This is a genomic window from Desulfosediminicola sp. (assembly GCF_048381775.1).
Lineage (GTDB): Bacteria > Desulfobacterota > Desulfobulbia > Desulfobulbales > Desulfocapsaceae > Desulfopila > Desulfopila ganghwensis.
In genome coordinates this window covers 250509-267795 of the sequence record NZ_JBLXGE010000002.1, presented here as the reverse complement: position 1 = coordinate 267795, position 17287 = coordinate 250509, and the positions used below count along the sequence as shown (strand labels likewise).

The window sequence follows — 17287 nt, the reverse complement described above, 5'->3', positions numbered from 1 at the left end:
AAGAATGAAGCTGGGTAGATTTGTAGGAGCTGTACTGCTTGCAATGCTGGTGCTGGTCAACCAGTTGCAGGCGGAAACAGAAAATAGTGAGTGGCAGTCTATCGTCGCCAAAGCAAAGGGGCAGACTGTTTACTATAATGGCTGGGGCGGCTCCGAGGTTATAAACGAGTACATACGCTGGGCTTCGGCTGAAGTCGAGAAGAGATATGGCGTGACGGTCAAACACGTGAAGGTCACCGATATAGGTGATGTGGTCGGCCGCATCCTGGCAGAGAAAAGCGCCGGACGAACCAGCGGCGGCACAGTCGATCTGGTCTGGATTAATGGTGAAAACTTTCGGGCCATGAAAGAACAGGGCCTGCTTGGTCCGCCATTTACCCATAAACTTCCCTCCTATCAGCTTGTAGATACTGAGAACAAACCAACAACTCTATATGATTTCACCATTGCTGTAGAAAACCTTGAAGCACCCTGGGGAATGGCTCAGCTGGTGTTCATGTATGACACCGCTCATGTAACGAATCCACCGGCTAACATGCAGGAGCTGCTTGCTTACGCTAAAACCCATCCTGGCCGGGTGACCTATCCGGCTCCGCCCGAATTTCACGGCACAACCTTTTTGAAGCAGGCTCTGCTGGAACTCGTTGAAAATCCTGAGTTACTGAAAGAACCTGTGGATGCGGTCGATTTCGAAAAAATTACCGCGCCGCTTTGGGCGTTTCTGGATGAATTGCACCCGGTAATGTGGCGGAGTGGCAGAACTTTTGCCAATGGTGCTCCTGAGATGAAGCAGCTGCTGAGTGACGGTGAGATATTCATTTCCCTCAGCTTCAACCCAAATGATGCCAGCAATGCCATCGCCAGCGGTGAATTGCCGGAGAGTATCCGGACCTATGTGCATGAGGGCGGCACCATCGGAAATAGCCATTTCCTGGCGGTGGTCTTCAACTCATCTGCCAAAGAGGGCGCCATGGTCTTCGCAGATTTTCTGATGTCGCCTGAAGCCCAGGCGAGAAAAGCGGACCCGGCTATCTGGGGTGATCCTACCGTTCTGGCCATGGGCAAGCTGACACCGGAGCAGAAACAGCTTTTTGACAATATTGAGGCAGGTGTTGCAACCTTGAGCCCGCAGGAGCTTGGCAAAGTTCGCCTGGAACCCCATGCGTCCTGGGTTGAGGCGTTGGAGACGACCTGGCTTGCCCGCTACCGGAAGTAGGCCTCTGCAGGCATAACCTCCTGGGCCATGTTCGACTTTGCTGGTTGAAAATTGATGCTGGTGATATCAACTGAATGGCTCAGCTCAGCTGTAACCCGAAATCAGGACCTGAACAAAAAAATGTTCTTCTCCACCAGACTCCTGAGGCGTAATTATCGATGAGTTCTGTGGATAAACCTACCGGACCAGGGAGCAGACTTGCGCTTTTTCCCATTCTGACCCTGTCGGCTTTTTGTATCCCCATCCTGATTGGTCTGGCCGGCACCTGGTTGCCAGCGCTCGGTTACTTACCGGCAATCGGGGCGTATGATCTGAATGTATCGGTTTTTTTCACACTCTTTCGTGAGCCCGGCTTTTCATCTGCAACCTTTCACACTATCACGACCGGCCTTGGTGCAACCCTGATTGCCCTTGGGCTTTCTCTGCTCATTACAATCCAGATTTACGGAACTTCCCTCTGGCGCCTTCTTGAACGGTCACTGGCTGTCCTTCTGGCTATGCCCCATGCGGCCTTTGCTATTGGTTTCGGTTTCCTGATTGCGCCCAGCGGTTGGCTGGTGCGGATTATCTCACCAGAGTTAACAGGGTTTGAGGTGCCGCCGGGCTGGGCAACCGTGAAGGATGCATACGGGATCAGCCTGACTTTGGCCCTTGCTTTCAAGGAAATTCCTTTTTTACTCTTAATGTGCCTCAGCGGTCTCAATCAGTTGGATATCCGCAGAACACTCTGGGTCGGCCACAGTCTCGGCTACTCCAGGTCCCGTATCTGGACCCGGTTGGTACTGCCGCAACTTTACCCTCATCTGCGATTGCCGGTTTTAGCAGTACTTGCCTATTCTTTAAGTGTTGTGGATGTGGCCTTGATTCTGGGGCCGAATCTACCGCCGACGTTATCGGTCCTGGTGGATCGTTGGTTTAATGATTCAGACGTGGGGTATCGTCTGTTGGGGGCCGCGGGTGCGACCTGGCTTTTTTTGCTGGTGATGGCGGCAATCGCCGTTTTTCTGCTGGCCGAAAAGATTATCAATCGTTTGAGCAGGGACAGGCTCATTGACGGCAGCCGCAGTTCAATCTCAGAGCGATTCGGTTTGTCGGGAGCGACCGCATATTTCAGCTCTGCCCTGCTGTTGCTGGTCAGTCTGCTTTCATTTCTGGTGCTTGTTCTCTGGTCTTTCACGCGGAGCTGGCGATTTCCTGAGTCGTTGCCCGGGGTCTACAGCCTCAGGTTCTGGGCCCGTGGAGTGTCCCAGACTGCTGAGCCGGTATGGATTGCTCTTGTGGTCGGGGTGTTGGCAACTCTCATTGCAGTAGTGCTGGTAATAGGTTGTCTCGAAAATGAGATTGAGCTGGCACGAAAAGGGCGCAGGGCGGATAGCCAGAAGGTCATGTGGCTGGTCTATCTGCCTTTGTTGGTGCCACAGATTGCATTCCTGTTCGGTATCCAGACCATTGCGGTCTTGTTTGGTGTTGAGGGAACCTGGCTGAGCATGGTGGGAGTTCATCTTATTTTTGTTCTGCCATATGTCTTTCTTACGCTTTCTGGTGTTTATAGAGGTTTTGACAATCGTTATACCCAGGTGGCGGTGAGTTTATCCGGTTCACCGCTACGTAGCTTTTTCAGGGTCAAACTGGTGATGCTGGCCAAGCCGATTGTTTTTGCGTTAGCAACCGGTTTCGCGGTAAGTGTGGCTCAATATTTGCCGACGATGTATCTTGGAGCGGGCCGGTTTATGACCATTACCACCGAGACAGTTAGCCTTGCCGGTGGGTCGGATCGAAGGGTTGTGGCGGTCTATGCGCTCTGTCAGTTTTTGTTGCCGATGCTGATGTACACCCTGGCAATTTTTCTGCCTGCCTGGGCCTTTCGTAACAGACGTGCGATGCAGAATGAAAAAGGGGAATGGTGATGACTTTACGTTTGGATGAGGTACAGGTTCATCATAAAGGGGAGCAGCTTTTTGCACCGGTTAACGTGAGCATCGGTGCAGGAGAGATTACCACCATCATGGGGCCGAGCGGTTGCGGTAAATCAACTCTCCTTGGCGCCGTTGCCGGTAATCTGGTACACGGTTTTAAAGTTGTCGGTGATATCTTTTTAAATGGTAGAAGATTGAATGATATGCCCATGGAAAAGCGCCGGGTCGGTATCCTTTTCCAGGACGATCTGTTGTTCCCCCATCTTGATGTGTTCGGCAACCTGGCCTTTGGTTTACCCCAGGGCCTGTCACGGACTGAGCGGGAGGAAATTATCGTGCACAATCTAAAACGGGCCGGACTTGAAGAGTTTATCCGGCGTGATGTGGCGACCCTTTCGGGTGGACAGAAGGCAAGGGTGAGTCTGCTTCGAACACTTTTGGCCAAGCCGGAGGCTGTTCTTTTTGATGAACCATTTTCAAAGCTCGATAAACCACTGCGGGCAAGCTTCAGGGAGTTTGTGCACGAGCAGATTGCTTTTCTGGCTATCCCGGCCCTTCTGGTGACTCATGATTTTGAGGATAGCTGTGGTGGTGCGGTGATTGAATTACGCCAAAATCCGCAACTGGCAGGAGACATGAATGCTTGATCGCTGGACAACTGGTTGGCTTAAGGGCGGACTGGAGTGCGGAGCAAAGTGGCTCAATAAACGGGGTGTCTCTGCAGACCAGGTAACCCTGGCTGGCTTTCTGGTTGGTATGCTGGCCATCCCGGCCCTGGCAATGGGCTGGTATCTGACAGCACTTGCTTTAATCCTGATCAATAGAATCGCAGATGGGTTGGACGGGGCACTGGCTCGTATCAAGGTCACCACCGACGCGGGTGGATTCCTTGATATTGTGCTCGACTTTATCTTCTATTCCGGGGTAGTCGTCGGCTTTGGCCTGGCCGATCCCGCGGTCAATGGCCTGCCGGCAGCCGTACTGATCTTTTCTTTTGTGGGAACGGGGGCGAGTTTTCTGGCCTACGCCATCATGGCTGAGCGTAGGGGACTGGTAAATATTACCTACCCCCATAAAGGTTTTTACTATCTGGGAGGTCTCGCCGAGGGTACTGAGACAATCCTCTTTTTTGTGGCGATCTGTCTGTTCCCGGCCGCATTTCCGGTAATGGCCTGGTGTTTTGCCGTACTCTGTTTCTTGACCACGGCAACCCGGGTGTGGGGTGGGTATAAGACGCTGTCAGAATCGGAGGGCTACGGTGAGGAGTGAGGTGGAAGGCGTTGGAGGCATGAAGTTGGACGTTGGAAGTAATTGTGTAGTCACCTCAAGTAACAGATAACGTGTACTTCCAACGTCCCACGGATTACTTATACGCCTTCCTGATTATGGATATGGCATCATCCAGCGTCATTTCATATCTATCAAGAGTGAATAGAAATCCCATGGTATCGAAAGCGTTTTGCGCTAACTTGGGGATATCTTCCTCGCTGATTCCGTAGTCAGACATCTTCAGGTTGTCCACTCCGCATTTCTTCTGCAGCTCTGCCAGGGCCTCTATAAACAGCAGTGGCTGACGCTCAGGCTCAACACTGTTCACATCTTTACCCATGGCTTGAGCCATCAGGGTCAGCCTCTCTGGTGCCTTATCGGCAAAGAAGGTGAAATAGGCCTGGCTCAGCATGATGAGTCCGGCTCCATGTGGCAGTTTGGGGTAGTAGGCACTTAAAGCGTGTTCCAGAGAGTGCTCTGAGGTGCAGGAAGAGGTGGATTCCACGAAACCCGAGAGGGTATTGGCCAGGGCGACGTTGGTTCTCGCTTCCAGGTCCTGACCATTTGCCACTGCAGCCGGGAGTGAAGTGTTCAGCAGTTCAATTGATTTCAGCGCGTAAATATCGCTCACCGGTGTGGCAATGTTGGCGATAACCCCTTCAGCTGCGTGGAAAAAGGCGTCAAAGCCCTGGTAGGCTGTAAGCTCGGGCGGGACTGTCAGCATCAACTCAGGATCGACCACGGAGAGTACCGGAAAAGTTTCGGGGGTGCCGAAGCCAATCTTTTCGTTGCGCTCCTCGTGGGTGATTACGGTCCAGGGATCGGCTTCGGTGCCGGTGCCCGCGGTGGTGGTGATGGCGACGATAGGCAGCACACCACCTTCAACCGGGTGGCCTTTACCGGTGCCACCACCAATATAATCCCAGTAGTCGCCAGGGTTTTTGGCCATTACGGCAATGGACTTGGCGCTGTCGATGCTGCTGCCGCCGCCAAGACCAATGACAAAGTCACAACCTTTTTCGCGGGCGATCGCCGCTCCCTCCATGACGTGCTGTTTTATTGGATTGGGCAGAATTCTATCGAAAACGACAGCTTCAACCTGTTGCGTGTTGAGCAGGCTGACCACTCTGTCGAGATACCCATTGGCCTTCATGGAAGTGCCGCCGGAAATTACGACCAGTGCCTTTTTTCCTGGCAGTTGCTCGTTTGCGAGTTCATTGAGCTTGCCTGGGCCAAAAAGAATCCTGGTGGGGATATAATAATTGAAATCCATATTCACTCCTTGAGGTTAGAGGGCTGGTGGCGCTGCTAGTGAGCAGACGGGCAACTGTAACGCACCAGGAATAGATATATTACTGATTCAACATAAAATCATGTTCAGTGGTTGGCAGCTTGTCAAGATTTAAAAACCTGACTCCCACATGGATTTATATGTATGGGTCGACCGGAGGATGGGCTGTAGAGTGCAATAGTGAAAGCAAAATGATATTAAACTATTTCCCGAAAATAGAGTATATTATTAGCCCAATCCGGTTTTTACGGTCAGATTGTTTCTTCCCATGCCTGAGTTTTAAGGGCGCGTTCCGGCAAATCTGCTTCGCCTCCATTTCCCACCAGTTGCAGGTTGCACAGGCAGAAAACCAACGCCTGGTTTTCTTCATTTGCACAGGATAGCTCTACCCATATTCAGGTTCTCTGCACAGTTCGTGCTGTAGTTATAGGAAGATACAGCTGAAATTCAGGTAAACGCGTTGAACATGTCAGAAAAATGCTTTGAAAATACGATATGCGTGAAATTTAACGCTTTAAGTTGACAGTATCTTTAGTTTGACGTAATCTTTTAAAGAGAATAGAGAGAAGTGGGGAGGAATGTGATGATCATCGATGAAATCAATTTGGCAATTATACGTCACTTGAAGGATGGGAGGGTGCCATTCAAGAAGATTGCCGATTTACTTGGTGTATCGGAGGGGACTGTTCGTACCCGTGTCCGTAAACTCACAGACGAAGGTGTGCTGGATATCGCCGGCCTGGTCGACCCTGAAGCTATACCCGATCTCGGGGTAGTTATGGTCGGAGTTAAGGTCAAGGACATGGATCTGGTCAAAAAAGGCGAAGAGTTCAGCAAGCTGAAGGGTGTCACCTCGGTCTGTGTTGTTACAGGGCGCTACGATCTCATCGTAACCGTACTGCTGACCAAGGATTTCACCATGCTCAGGTTTTATACCGAGGAAGTCTCCACTATAGAAAACGTACGCTCAGTAGAAAGCTTTGTGGTTTATAAAAGTTTTAATCTGAAACTGCCCATGCCCTTGTAACGGTCAGTTAGCACCTCGATTGTGAGCGCTGCCGGACCGGGGCCAACTATCCGAGGATCTACATGGACGAATTGAAACGTACCGCTTTGCATTCCTGGCATGTGGAGCATGGTGCAAATATAGCACCTTTTGGTCAATATGAGATGCCCCTCTGGTATCGGGCCGGGGTAAAAGCCGAGCACCTCGCAGTTATTACCGGTGCCGGCATATTCGATACCAGTCACATGGCCGTGGTAACCGTAACGGGTGAAAACGCGAGAGCTCTTCTGCAATTCTGCTTCAGCAAGGATCTCGATCATTGTGTCGGCCTGAAAAAAAATCCACTCAGTACCGGCCGTTGCGTTTACGGAATTTTTCTCAACCAGGATGGTACCACCCTTGATGATGCCATTGTCTACCAGACCGGCGAAACCGCTTATATGGTGGTGGTCAACGCCGGTATGGGAGCCGGGATTGCAACCAGACTCGTAGAAAATAACGGCGAATATGGCGCGGTGGTGACAGACCGCACTGATCGTGTCGGCAAGATGGACATCCAGGGGCCGCTCGCTGCCAAAGTGATGAAGAAGCTACTGGCCGACCCCGAAACCGTTTTTGACAAACTGGTCTATTTCTCTTTCAAAGGTGGTTTTGACGATATTTCTTCCGAACAGCCGGTAATCCTGGTTGATGGCACCAGCATAATGCTCTCCAGAACCGGTTATACCGGTGAGTTCGGCTTTGAACTTTTCCTCAGTATCGATGATTTCGTAAAAGTCTGGCGGGCTGTGGCTGAGGCCGGTCAGGAGTTTGGGGTACTGCCCTGCGGTCTGGCTGCACGTGATTCGCTGAGAGCCGGTGCTGTTCTGCCGCTTTCCCATCAGGATATAGGGCCGTGGCCTTTTAAGGCAAATCCCTGGCCCTTTGCCGTAGCCTATAATGACGACGGCAGCGGTTTTACCAAATCCTTTATCGGCAGTGATGCGCTTGCCGATACTGCCAATTACCTGCACACCCTGCCATTTGCCGGCTACGATCCACGGAAAATTGTGGTGGCCGACACTACCTTTGTCACCGATCTTGAAGGGAACCATCTCGGCCGGATTCTTACCTGCGCCACTGATATGGCCATAGGCCGGGTAGACGGCAGAATTTATTCCATCGTCAGCAGTGAAGAAAGCGGCAAACCGGCAGATTTCAGTCCCAAGGGACTGAGCTGTGGATTTGTGCAAATCAGTGAGAATCTCCCGGTTGGTACGGAGGTTATTTTAACTGATGGTAAAAGAAAGAAAATCAAAGTTGAGATTGTCTCTGACGTGCGTCCCGACAGAACCGCGCGCAGACCGATGAAAGAGATGCTTTAAGCAAAAAGAATTCAAGGAGGATGGCCAATGAAAGAATTAAGTGAGTTGAATCTGCCTGCCGATGTCCGATATTCGGAAGATCACGAGTGGGCACAGGTGACCGGTGACACCATTAAGATAGGTGTCAGCGATTATGCCCAGGATCAACTGGGAGACATCGTCTTTGTGGAGTTTCCTGAGGTCGGTGACAGCTTGGAAAAAGGTGATGAATTCGGATCGCTTGAGTCTGTTAAGGCGGTCTCCGAACTCTATCTGCCATTAGGCGGTGAGGTCGTTGCCATCAACGAGGCCCTCGAAGATTCTCCGGAGTTGATCAACGAAGACCCCTATGCCAACTGGATCGTAGAAATAAAGCCTGCGGACAGCGGCGACTATGATGCGCTTATGACCGCTGAAAAGTACCTGGATTCACTCAAGGGATAAGCCATGAGATACCTGCCCCATACCGAGGAAGAAATTTCCGAAATGCTGACAGCCGTTGGCAAAGAGACGCTGGATGATCTGTTCTGCACAATCCCTCCCGATTGCCGAAGAGATGATGAGATAGCCTTGCCTCAAGCTATGACCGAGTGGCAACTCGATGCTCACATGACCGAAATCGGTAATATGCTGGAAGTTACCCCCCAGCATAAGGTGCTGGTCGGGGCAGGCAGCTATCATCATTATATTCCGGAAATGATCAGGGCTCTGGCCAGCCGGTCCGAGTTCCTCACCGCCTACACCCCGTACCAGCCTGAGATGGCTCAGGGAACCTTGCAGGGTATTTATGAATATCAGACCCTGACTGCTCGTCTGCTTGGCATGGATGTGGCAAATGCCTCGATCTATGATGGGGCTGCATCGCTTGCTGAAGCACTGCTGATGGGGTTGAGGATCAAGAAGAAAAATAAGAAGGTCGCTGTTTCCAAAGGTATTCACCCCCATCATCGCCAGGTGGTGAGGACCTACCTGCAGGCCACGGAGTTCGAGATTGTCGAGTTGCCGATTGGTGACGACGGTCGCACCGACCTGAGTCTTCTGGAGGGTGTGGATGATCTTGCCGCAGTCGCCATTCAGTCACCCAACTTTCTTGGGGTGATCGAAGATCTGTCTGGAGCAGGCGAGAAAATTCACGCAATTGATGCAATCTATATCGCTTCCTTTACCGAGGCACTGGCATTCGGCCTGATCAAAAATCCTGGTGAATGTGGTGCCGATATTGTTTGCGGTGAAGGGCAGTCCATGGGGCTGAATCGCTCTTTCGGAGGCCCCGGGCTTGGCATGTTCGCCTGCCGCGAGAAACTCACCCGCAATATGCCGGGACGTCTCGTTGGCGAGACTGTTGACCGTGACGGCAAACGCGGTTTCGTTTTAACCCTTGCTACCCGTGAACAGCACATCAGACGGGAGAAGGCCACCTCCAACATCTGCTCCAACCAGGGAGTCTGTGCCATGATGGCGGGTATGTTCATGGCCACCCTCGGCGGCACCGGTCTGCGTGAGCTTGCCCGGCTCAATCACAGTAAGGCCGAGTACCTGAAAGCGGAGTTGAAGAAAGCAGGAGCAGAGATTGTCTTTGACTCCCCGACCTTCAATGAGTTTCTGGTTCGCTTTTCGTTCGATTTTGAGCCAGTCTACGAAAAATTGTTTGAAAGGGGTTTTGTCGCTGGCATCAATGTCGGTAAATATTATCCGCAATACAAGGGCTGCTATCTCTTCTGTGCCACCGAGACGGTGACCAGGGAAGATATCGATGCTGTCATTCAGGAGGTGTCGCGATGAAACACGAACCCGTAAATGGTCCCGGTACTACCGGTCTGATTTTTAAGGAACCGCTGCTCTGGGAGAAGGGTAAGAAAGGCCGCAAGGGTATGTCGATTCCGGCCTGCGATGTGCCTGCAGCAGAGCTCGATAGTGCCCTGGTTGGCGCTGGCCCCGATTTCCCCGATCTGAGCGAGGTCGATGTGGTTCGCCACTATACCCGCCTCTCCCAGTGGAACTTCGGAGTTGACAGTGGTATGTACCCCCTGGGGTCGTGCACCATGAAGTACAACCCGAAGATCAACGAGAAGCAGGCGGCCAACCCCGCCATTGCCGCAGCGCACCCGATGCTGGATGATCGATATGTACAGGGAACCCTGAAGATCATGTATGATCTGCAGCAGTACCTGGTCAATATCACCGGCCTTGATGCTGCCAGCCTGCAGCCTTCAGCCGGAGCCCAGGGTGAGCTGACCGGTATGCTGATATTCGACGCCTATCATAAGTCAAGAGGTTCAAAACGTACCAAGATCCTTATTCCAGATACAGCTCACGGCACCAATCCGGCCTCTGCCGCGCTCTGTGGCTATAAGCCGGTGCCGGTGAAATCCAGCGCTGACGGAGTACTGGATATCGATACGGTAAAAGAGCTGATGGATGAGGAGACTGCGGGCATCATGGTCACCAATCCCAACACCCTTGGGCTTTTCGAGACCAATATCCGGGAAGTTGCCGAGATCGTTCATGCCAAGGGCGGTCTGGTCTATGGTGACGGCGCCAATATGAATGCGGTTATGGGTGTGGTGGATGTGAAAAAATGTGGGGTTGATGTTATCCATCTCAACCTGCACAAGACCTTCTCCACCCCGCATGGCGGTGGCGGGCCGGGCGCCGGCCCGGTGTGTGTGGTCGAAGAGCTGAAAAAATTTCTGCCGATACCCCATGTGGTAAAAGATGGTAACAGCTATCGTCTTGATTGGGACAACCCTGATTCAATCGGCCGGGTTCACGGTTACCACGGCAACTACGGCGTGTTGGTCAGGGCATATAGTTACATCCTCAGCATGGGTGGCGAGAACCTGAAGAAGGCCAGTCAGCTGGCAGTGCTCAACGCCAACTATATCAAGGAGAAGCTCAAACCATACCTGCATCTGCCCTACGATAAGCCGTGCATGCACGAGTGTGTCTTCTCCGACAGTAGACAGCAGGAATTGAAGATCACCACGCTTGATATCGCTAAGCGCCTGATTGATTATGGTTTTCATCCGCCGACGGTCTATTTCCCGCTGGTGGTGCCGGGTGCGATCATGATTGAACCTACGGAGACTGAATGTAAGGAAGATATCGATCAGTTTATCGAATCGATCCTGCATATTCTGGAGGAGGCCAAAACCAACCCGGATCTACTCCACGAGGCACCGACCCGCACCAAGCTGAAGCGTCTGGATGAGACACTGGCGGCGCGTAAGCCGTGTCTTTGCGGGTAGGTAGGAGTGTTATGAACGGCTCATTCTGCAGCCTGGGACTCATGGAGTACCAGGCTGTCTATAAGCTGCAAACCAGTCTGGTAGAATATCGCCGCAACCTAAAGCCCAATGACAAAGAGGCTGGCTGCGGCGATATCTTTTTAGTGGTGGAGCACCCACCCGTCTACACCCTCGGCCGACGTGGCGGTCGGGAGTTCCTGATGGTTTCAGATCAGTTCCTTGCCGAGAAAAACATCCCGGTGATACCGATTGAGCGTGGCGGTGTGATTACCTATCACGGGCCAGGGCAGTTGGTGATCTATCCGATTATCCACCTGAAACAGGCCGGCCTGACAGTAACAGAGTATGTTGAAAAGCTCGAAGAGTTGATGATTCATCTTGCTGCCGGGGTGGGAGTGACTGCCCGCCGCGACGAGCGCAATCATGGGGTGTGGGTTGGTAATAAGAAGATGGGCAGTATCGGTATCGCCATCCGGCATGGTGTCAGCTTCCATGGGCTGGCCTTGAACGTCAATCCATCGCTTGAGCCATTCGGTTGGATCAATCCCTGCGGCCTGACCGGTGTCAGCATGACTTCTCTTGCCCATGAGGTTGGCGGCGAGGTGACTATTGACCGGCTGACTCAGAGCCTTCCCCAACAGTTAGAGCGAATTTTCCCACATACATTTACAGAAATACGCCCGGATCAGCTTCCTTTGTCGAAGACGGCAGAAGAAAGTTGAACGAGTTCAACAGAGGAAAAATGTAATGGCAGGATGTAATAACAAGGGCGGGATCACCAGGGGCAAGCCACGCTGGCTGCGCAGAAGTCTGCCCACTGGTCCGGAATATGAGAAGATGCGCAATCTTCTCAAGAATAACCATCTGCACACCGTCTGCCAGGAAGCACAATGCCCGAATCAATACGAGTGTTACTCGGAAGGCACTGCCACTTTTATGATTTTGGGGGAGAGATGTACCAGGAACTGCCATTTCTGCGCTGTTGAACATAAGCCGCTTACCCTGCCGGACCCTGATGAGCCAGGCCGGGTGGCGGAGGCCGTTGACATTCTTCAGCTCCGATATGCAGTGATTACCTCTGTAACCAGAGATGATCTGGAAGATGGTGGTGCGACTCTTTTCGCAGAGACCATCAGCGCGGTGCGCATTCGCAGGGAAAAGACGCTTATCGAGGTGCTGATACCAGATCTGCAGGGGAATTGGCAGGCCTTGAAGACCATTACCGACTCCAGGCCTGATGTGCTGAACCACAATATGGAGACTGTATCTGAGTTATATCCCCGGGTGCGGCCGGAGGCGATTTACCAGCGTTCTCTCGAACTGATTGCTGAGGTGAAGCGACAGGACCCCCGGATGGTGACCAAATCGGGCATCATGGTGGGGCTTGGCGAAACCCCTGATCAACTCATGAAAACCTTTGATGATCTGCTTGAAGCTGGTTGTGATATCCTCACATTGGGGCAGTATCTGCAACCTTCAAAAAATCATTTGCCGGTGGAACGGTTTGTTGAACCAGAAGAGTTTGACCGACTCGGAGAACGGGCACTTGAACGCGGTTTCTCAGGTGTTGCTGCCGGACCTTTTGTACGCAGTTCCTACCAGGCCGAAAAGCTCTACCGTAAAGTGCGGCGCAGGTTCAAAGCCTGCTAAAAATATCCTGTATTGCCAGACTGCCTGATTCACTTTGCCGTGTGAGTCAGGTATCCCCTTCCCATATGCGACTTCCCTGTCGCCTCTCTTCAAGTCCTGCATTGTGGCTTTATCCTCATAATTTTTCTAAAAAAATTGACTAAAAGCTGGAGCGTAATACATAATAAATTGTATTGCCTTTTACCATGTTGTGTCTGTGTAGTGTGAGTTCAGGTTTTAAGAAACAGTAACTTCACATCTCGTCGGATAACAGCTGCTGGTGATAACACCACCAGCAGCTGTTCGCTTGGAAAGTTGTGCGCTTTCAAACGATTCCGGCAGAGAGATGTTTTTGTCTATTACAGTAACAAAATTCATCCCAGCAACGGGAACAGATTCAGGAGCGAAGCTTATGGGAGATATGCGTCGAATAGCAGTGGTCGTACTACTTGTCGGCCTTCATATGGCAGTATTATGCGGCGGACCGAGTCAGGTCCATGGAGAGGAATCAGGCATTATAACCGGTACCTGGGTAGCGAACGGTAGAGCAACCAATATGGTTCTCGGAGAGGAGAGAACGGCCTCTTTGGTGCAGCTGGCAGGTCATGTCAATTTAAAGGAGCCAGTGATCGGCTCAACTGATTTCTGGGGAAAGTGTATAGGTCTGGCCGATAGTGAAACAGGTGGTGATGTTCGCTGTGTCTGGCGGAGCCTGGATGGTTTTGAAATTTATCTTCTGCTGGATACCGAGCCATTAGAAGAGGGCAACAGGGTCACAGGAGAGATTATAGGCGGTAGCGGAAAAGCGAAAGGAATATCGGGTACTATCGAGTTTGTCTGGTCGTCACTTATTTTCCAGTCTATGGACAACATTACCACTATCGGCGGGTATGCCCGGGAGATGAGCGGCAGTTATGTGCTGCCGGCGCAAGAGCAGTAAACGGGTGTGAGTAACAAAAGTTATGCAAGTTAATTTACCAAATACTCAAGAGATTTTGTGGGGATATTATGTGGATTATTGAATTGCTTGTTGTGCTGTTTTTTATCTGGTTGGGGGCACGGATTGGCAGTATCGGTATTGGCTTTGCTGGTGGTTTTGGTGTGCTGACTCTGGCGGTGGTTTTCGGTATTGAACCTGGTGCCATTCCCATGGATGTTATTCTGATAATCATGGGAGTGATCGCAGCAATCGCAGCAATGCAGGAAGCGGGCGGACTCGATTATCTGGTTTGGCTGGCTGAAAAAGTATTGAAGGCGAACCCCAAATACATCACCTTTCTGGCACCAGTTGTAACGTACGTAATGACCATGTTTGCAGGAACCGGGCATACCGCTTTTTCAACCCTTCCTGTTATAGCTGAGGTAGCCAAGAGGGAAGGAATCAGACCTTCCAGGCCGCTGGCAATCGCGACTGTGGCCTCACAGATTGCTATAACGGCCTCTCCTATTTCCGCCGCCGTGGTATTTTTTGCAGCTGAGCTTGAAGAGGTCGGGGTAGATTATCTGCAATTGCTGATCATCGCTATTCCCAGCAGCTTTATTGCGGTAATGGTCGGGGCATTGGTAACAAATTTTCTTGGTAAAGAGCTGGCAGATGACCCGGTATATCAGGATAGACTTGCCAAGGGGCTGGTGTCTGACGAATCGGCCAGTGACAAGGGGCGCGAAATAACCAAAGAAGCAAAACGGTCGGTGTTGATCTTTTGTGTGGCGATTATCGGTGTAGTCTTCTATGCCACGGCAATCAGTCCCATGGTGGGGTTGCTCAAGGAGCCTATCCTGGCTCGTGATCACGCCATTATCACCTTTATGCTCTCAGCGGCGACGCTGATCACGTTACTTTGTAAGATCGAGGCAAAAAACATCCTCAATGCCGCCACCTTTAAGTCGGGAATGAGCGCCTGTATCTGTGTACTTGGTGTGGCCTGGCTGGGTACAACTTTCGTGGCAGCCCATCTCGATGAAATAAATATCTTTGCCGGAAATCTATTAGAAGCAAAACCCTGGCTGCTGGCCGTTGTGCTCTTTTTTGCCGCCATGCTGCTCTATTCGCAGGCAGCTACAACCAGAGCCCTGATGCCGGCGGCACTGGCTCTGGGAGTCAGCCCTGTCGCAGCTATAGCGGCCTTTGCCGCAGTGAGCGCGCTTTTTGTGTTGCCGACCTATCCGACTCTCCTGGCGGCAGTTGAGTTTGACGATACAGGGTCAACCAGAATCGGAAAATATGTATTTGATCACCCTTTTCTAATTCCAGGTGTAGTGACCATTACAGTCGCAGTCGCTCTGGGCTTTCTGATCGGTGGTGTTGTTCTGTAATTATAATGAAATGGAACTCTTATTAATAGGAGATGTACATGCAGATTGAGCAGGCTATTTTTCAACAGGTGAAGAAGGCTACAGGCTTGAACAAGGAAGAAATCCGGTTCTTTTTTGAAAAGGGAGAGCGGAGGGAGTATGTGGCCAATGAGTGGCTCTTTCAGGAATCGACACCAAGGCAGTGGGCTGGAATCCTGCTCGAGGGCAGGGTTGAACTGGTTCGCGGGCTACATGGTGCTTCTCGGCATATAGCGACGATGGTACCTGGATCCCTGATAAGTGAAGGCGCATTTTTAGAAGATGATGCCCACAGCAACGGCGCGTATACCAGAGAAGGTGCGGTGGTGTGGCGTATCAACCGCAAACAGCTGGATGAGTATAAAAAGTCGAAACCAGAGATCTATTTTCGCATTGTTGAGCGCGTGGCAGTGGGAATCAACAGGAGGCTCAAGGTACTTTCAACCCGCCTGTATGAGAACCAGCACGAGATTGCCGAGATGAGCGGTTTCAGGCTTGAGAGTGACTCCCTGGGGCAGCGTGAGATTAGTGATCACGCCTATTATGGCGTGCAGACCCAGCGGGCAATGGAGAATTTTTCTATTTCCGGCGTGTTGGTTAAAAATTTCGATCATTTGATTGAAGGGTTGGCCATGGTTAAAAAAGCGGCAGCAATGGCCAACTATGAACTGGGTATGCTTGATGAGAAAAAAGCGGGGGCGATCTGCGATGCATGCGAGGAGATTATAGCCGGTAAGCTGCACGAATTTTTTACGGTGGATATGTTCCAGGGCGGTGCCGGTACCTCGACCAATATGAATGCCAACGAGGTGATTGCCAACCGTGGCCTGGAGTTGCTGGGCAAGCGAAAAGGTGAATATCGTTACCTGCACCCCAATGATCATGTCAACTGTTCCCAGTCCACCAACGATGCCTACCCGACGGCTATCAAGCTTGCGGTATTGCTCTCGAATCGAAGCCTGATCAGAGCCATGGAAGATCTGAAAAATGCTCTGGACGAAAAGGGGAAGGAGTTCAGCGATGTATTGAAGATGGGGCGTACCGAAAATCAGGATGCGGTGCCGATGACGCTGGGACAGGAGTTCAGTGCCTATGCGGTGATGATCGAGGGGGCGATCAAGTCCATTGAGCGGGCAGCCTATGCTCTGCTTGATATCAATATGGGGGCAACCGCAATCGGCACAGGGATCAACTCGCCTCCAGGTTACGCGAACCTGGTGACTGAGAAGCTGGCAGAAGTGAGTGGTTTTGAGCTCAGAAGGGCGAAAAACCTGGTGGAAGGCACACAAAATGCCTCTATTTTTGTGCAGATGTCTGCCAATCTCAAGCTGGCTGCGGTGCAGATCTCCAAGATATGCAATGACCTTCGCTGGATGTCATCCGGTCCGCGTTGCGGCTTGAATGAGATCAATCTGCCGGCCATGCAGCCAGGTTCATCCATTATGCCAGGCAAGGTCAACCCGGTTATCCCGGAGTTGGTGAACCAGATCTGTTATCAGGTTATGGGCTACGATATGGTGGTTTCTATGGCGGCGGAGGCGAGTGAGCTTGAACTCTGCATGGCGGAGCCGGTAATTGCCTACGACCTGCTCCACGGCATGATGGTGTTGAAAAACGGCTGCGTGACTCTGGCTGCCCGTTGTATTTCCGGGATTGAAGCTAATCGGGATGTCTGTCGCGGATATGTGGAAAACAGTATTGGCCTGATCACGGCAATGGTGCCTGTTATCGGTTATGAACAGTCTGCGGCAATTGCCAAAGAGGCGTTAAAGACTGGTGCCAGCGTTTATGAATTATTGCTGGAGAAAGAACTGCTTTCGCAGCAAGAGCTGGATGACTTGCTAAGACCGGAGAACATGACAGATCCGAGGGAAATACCAGGTAAGTAGTAACGGACACGGCCAGCCATAAAGTGCCTTCCAGTTCCTGGTTGGATTGCAATGCTACTGTAATAAAAAAGCCCGTTGAGGAGGGTCCAACGGGCTCAGGTATTCGAAAACTGTTCAGGGGGCGAATAGATTCCGAACCCTGTCCC

Annotated in this window: 15 protein-coding genes; 14 read left to right on the top strand and 1 reads right to left on the bottom strand. The window is 51.6% G+C overall.

Annotated features, from left to right (window positions below; genetic code table 11):
• The first annotated feature begins 4 nt into the window (after positions 1-4).
• The 4 genes from ACN5NT_RS04090 (at position 5) to ACN5NT_RS04075 (ending at position 4401) form a co-directional block, all read left to right on the top strand.
• The gene (locus ACN5NT_RS04090) at positions 5-1216 is read left to right on the top strand and encodes an ABC transporter substrate-binding protein (RefSeq protein WP_419174590.1); all 1212 of its coding nucleotides are present in this window, start codon (positions 5-7) and stop codon (positions 1214-1216) included.
• Positions 1217-1383: 167 nt separating this feature from the next.
• On the top strand, positions 1384-3123 hold the full coding sequence (locus ACN5NT_RS04085; protein WP_419174589.1) for an ABC transporter permease: 1740 nt from the start codon (positions 1384-1386) through the stop codon (positions 3121-3123).
• A complete protein-coding gene (locus ACN5NT_RS04080) occupies positions 3123-3779 on the top strand; it encodes an ATP-binding cassette domain-containing protein (protein WP_419174588.1) in 657 nt (218 codons plus the stop codon). The genes ACN5NT_RS04085 and ACN5NT_RS04080 overlap by 1 nt, the downstream gene beginning before the upstream one ends.
• Entirely contained in the window at positions 3772-4401 is a 630-nt protein-coding gene (locus tag ACN5NT_RS04075) for a CDP-alcohol phosphatidyltransferase family protein (RefSeq protein WP_419174587.1), read from the top strand. The genes ACN5NT_RS04080 and ACN5NT_RS04075 overlap by 8 nt, the downstream gene beginning before the upstream one ends.
• 94 nt (positions 4402-4495) lie before the next feature.
• Here ACN5NT_RS04075 and ACN5NT_RS04070 read toward each other — a convergent pair whose 3' ends face one another.
• On the bottom strand, positions 4496-5674 hold the full coding sequence (locus ACN5NT_RS04070) for an iron-containing alcohol dehydrogenase (protein ID WP_419174586.1): 1179 nt from the start codon (positions 5672-5674) through the stop codon (positions 4496-4498).
• A 601-nt stretch (positions 5675-6275) separates the two neighbouring features.
• On the opposite strand from ACN5NT_RS04070, the gene ACN5NT_RS04065 reads away from it, so the two are divergent.
• The 10 genes from ACN5NT_RS04065 to ACN5NT_RS04020 all read left to right on the top strand — a co-directional run bounded on the left by ACN5NT_RS04065 (position 6276) and on the right by ACN5NT_RS04020 (position 17141).
• Complete coding sequence (locus tag ACN5NT_RS04065; RefSeq protein ID WP_136795308.1) at positions 6276-6719, top strand: Lrp/AsnC family transcriptional regulator; 444 nt, start codon at positions 6276-6278, stop codon at positions 6717-6719.
• A 62-nt stretch (positions 6720-6781) separates the two neighbouring features.
• Positions 6782-8062, top strand: a complete 1281-nt coding sequence (locus tag ACN5NT_RS04060) for an aminomethyltransferase family protein (RefSeq protein ID WP_136795307.1) — start codon at positions 6782-6784, stop codon at positions 8060-8062.
• 27 nt (positions 8063-8089) lie between these two features.
• Complete coding sequence (gene gcvH / locus ACN5NT_RS04055) at positions 8090-8485, top strand: glycine cleavage system protein GcvH (protein WP_136795306.1); 396 nt, start codon at positions 8090-8092, stop codon at positions 8483-8485.
• Positions 8486-8488: 3 nt separating this feature from the next.
• Positions 8489-9823 carry an aminomethyl-transferring glycine dehydrogenase subunit GcvPA gene (gene gcvPA / locus ACN5NT_RS04050; RefSeq protein ID WP_419174585.1) on the top strand — a complete coding sequence of 445 codons (1335 nt, stop codon included), beginning with the start codon at positions 8489-8491 and terminating at the stop codon, positions 9821-9823.
• Positions 9820-11289, top strand: a complete 1470-nt coding sequence (gene gcvPB, locus ACN5NT_RS04045) for an aminomethyl-transferring glycine dehydrogenase subunit GcvPB (protein WP_136795304.1) — start codon at positions 9820-9822, stop codon at positions 11287-11289. Before gcvPA ends, gcvPB begins: the two co-directional genes overlap by 4 nt.
• A gap of 11 nt (positions 11290-11300) precedes the next feature.
• Positions 11301-12011, top strand: a complete 711-nt coding sequence (gene lipB / locus ACN5NT_RS04040; RefSeq protein WP_419174584.1) for a lipoyl(octanoyl) transferase LipB — start codon at positions 11301-11303, stop codon at positions 12009-12011.
• Between the two features lie 25 nt (positions 12012-12036).
• Complete coding sequence (gene lipA / locus ACN5NT_RS04035) at positions 12037-12939, top strand: lipoyl synthase (RefSeq protein WP_136795302.1); 903 nt, start codon at positions 12037-12039, stop codon at positions 12937-12939.
• Between the two features lie 391 nt (positions 12940-13330).
• A complete protein-coding gene (locus ACN5NT_RS04030) occupies positions 13331-13858 on the top strand; it encodes a hypothetical protein (RefSeq protein ID WP_419174583.1) in 528 nt (175 codons plus the stop codon).
• A gap of 68 nt (positions 13859-13926) precedes the next feature.
• Entirely contained in the window at positions 13927-15234 is a 1308-nt protein-coding gene (locus ACN5NT_RS04025; protein WP_419174582.1) for an anaerobic C4-dicarboxylate transporter, read from the top strand.
• A 38-nt stretch (positions 15235-15272) separates the two neighbouring features.
• The gene (locus ACN5NT_RS04020) at positions 15273-17141 is read left to right on the top strand and encodes an aspartate ammonia-lyase (protein WP_419174581.1); all 1869 of its coding nucleotides are present in this window, start codon (positions 15273-15275) and stop codon (positions 17139-17141) included.
• Positions 17142-17287 lie beyond the last annotated feature (146 nt).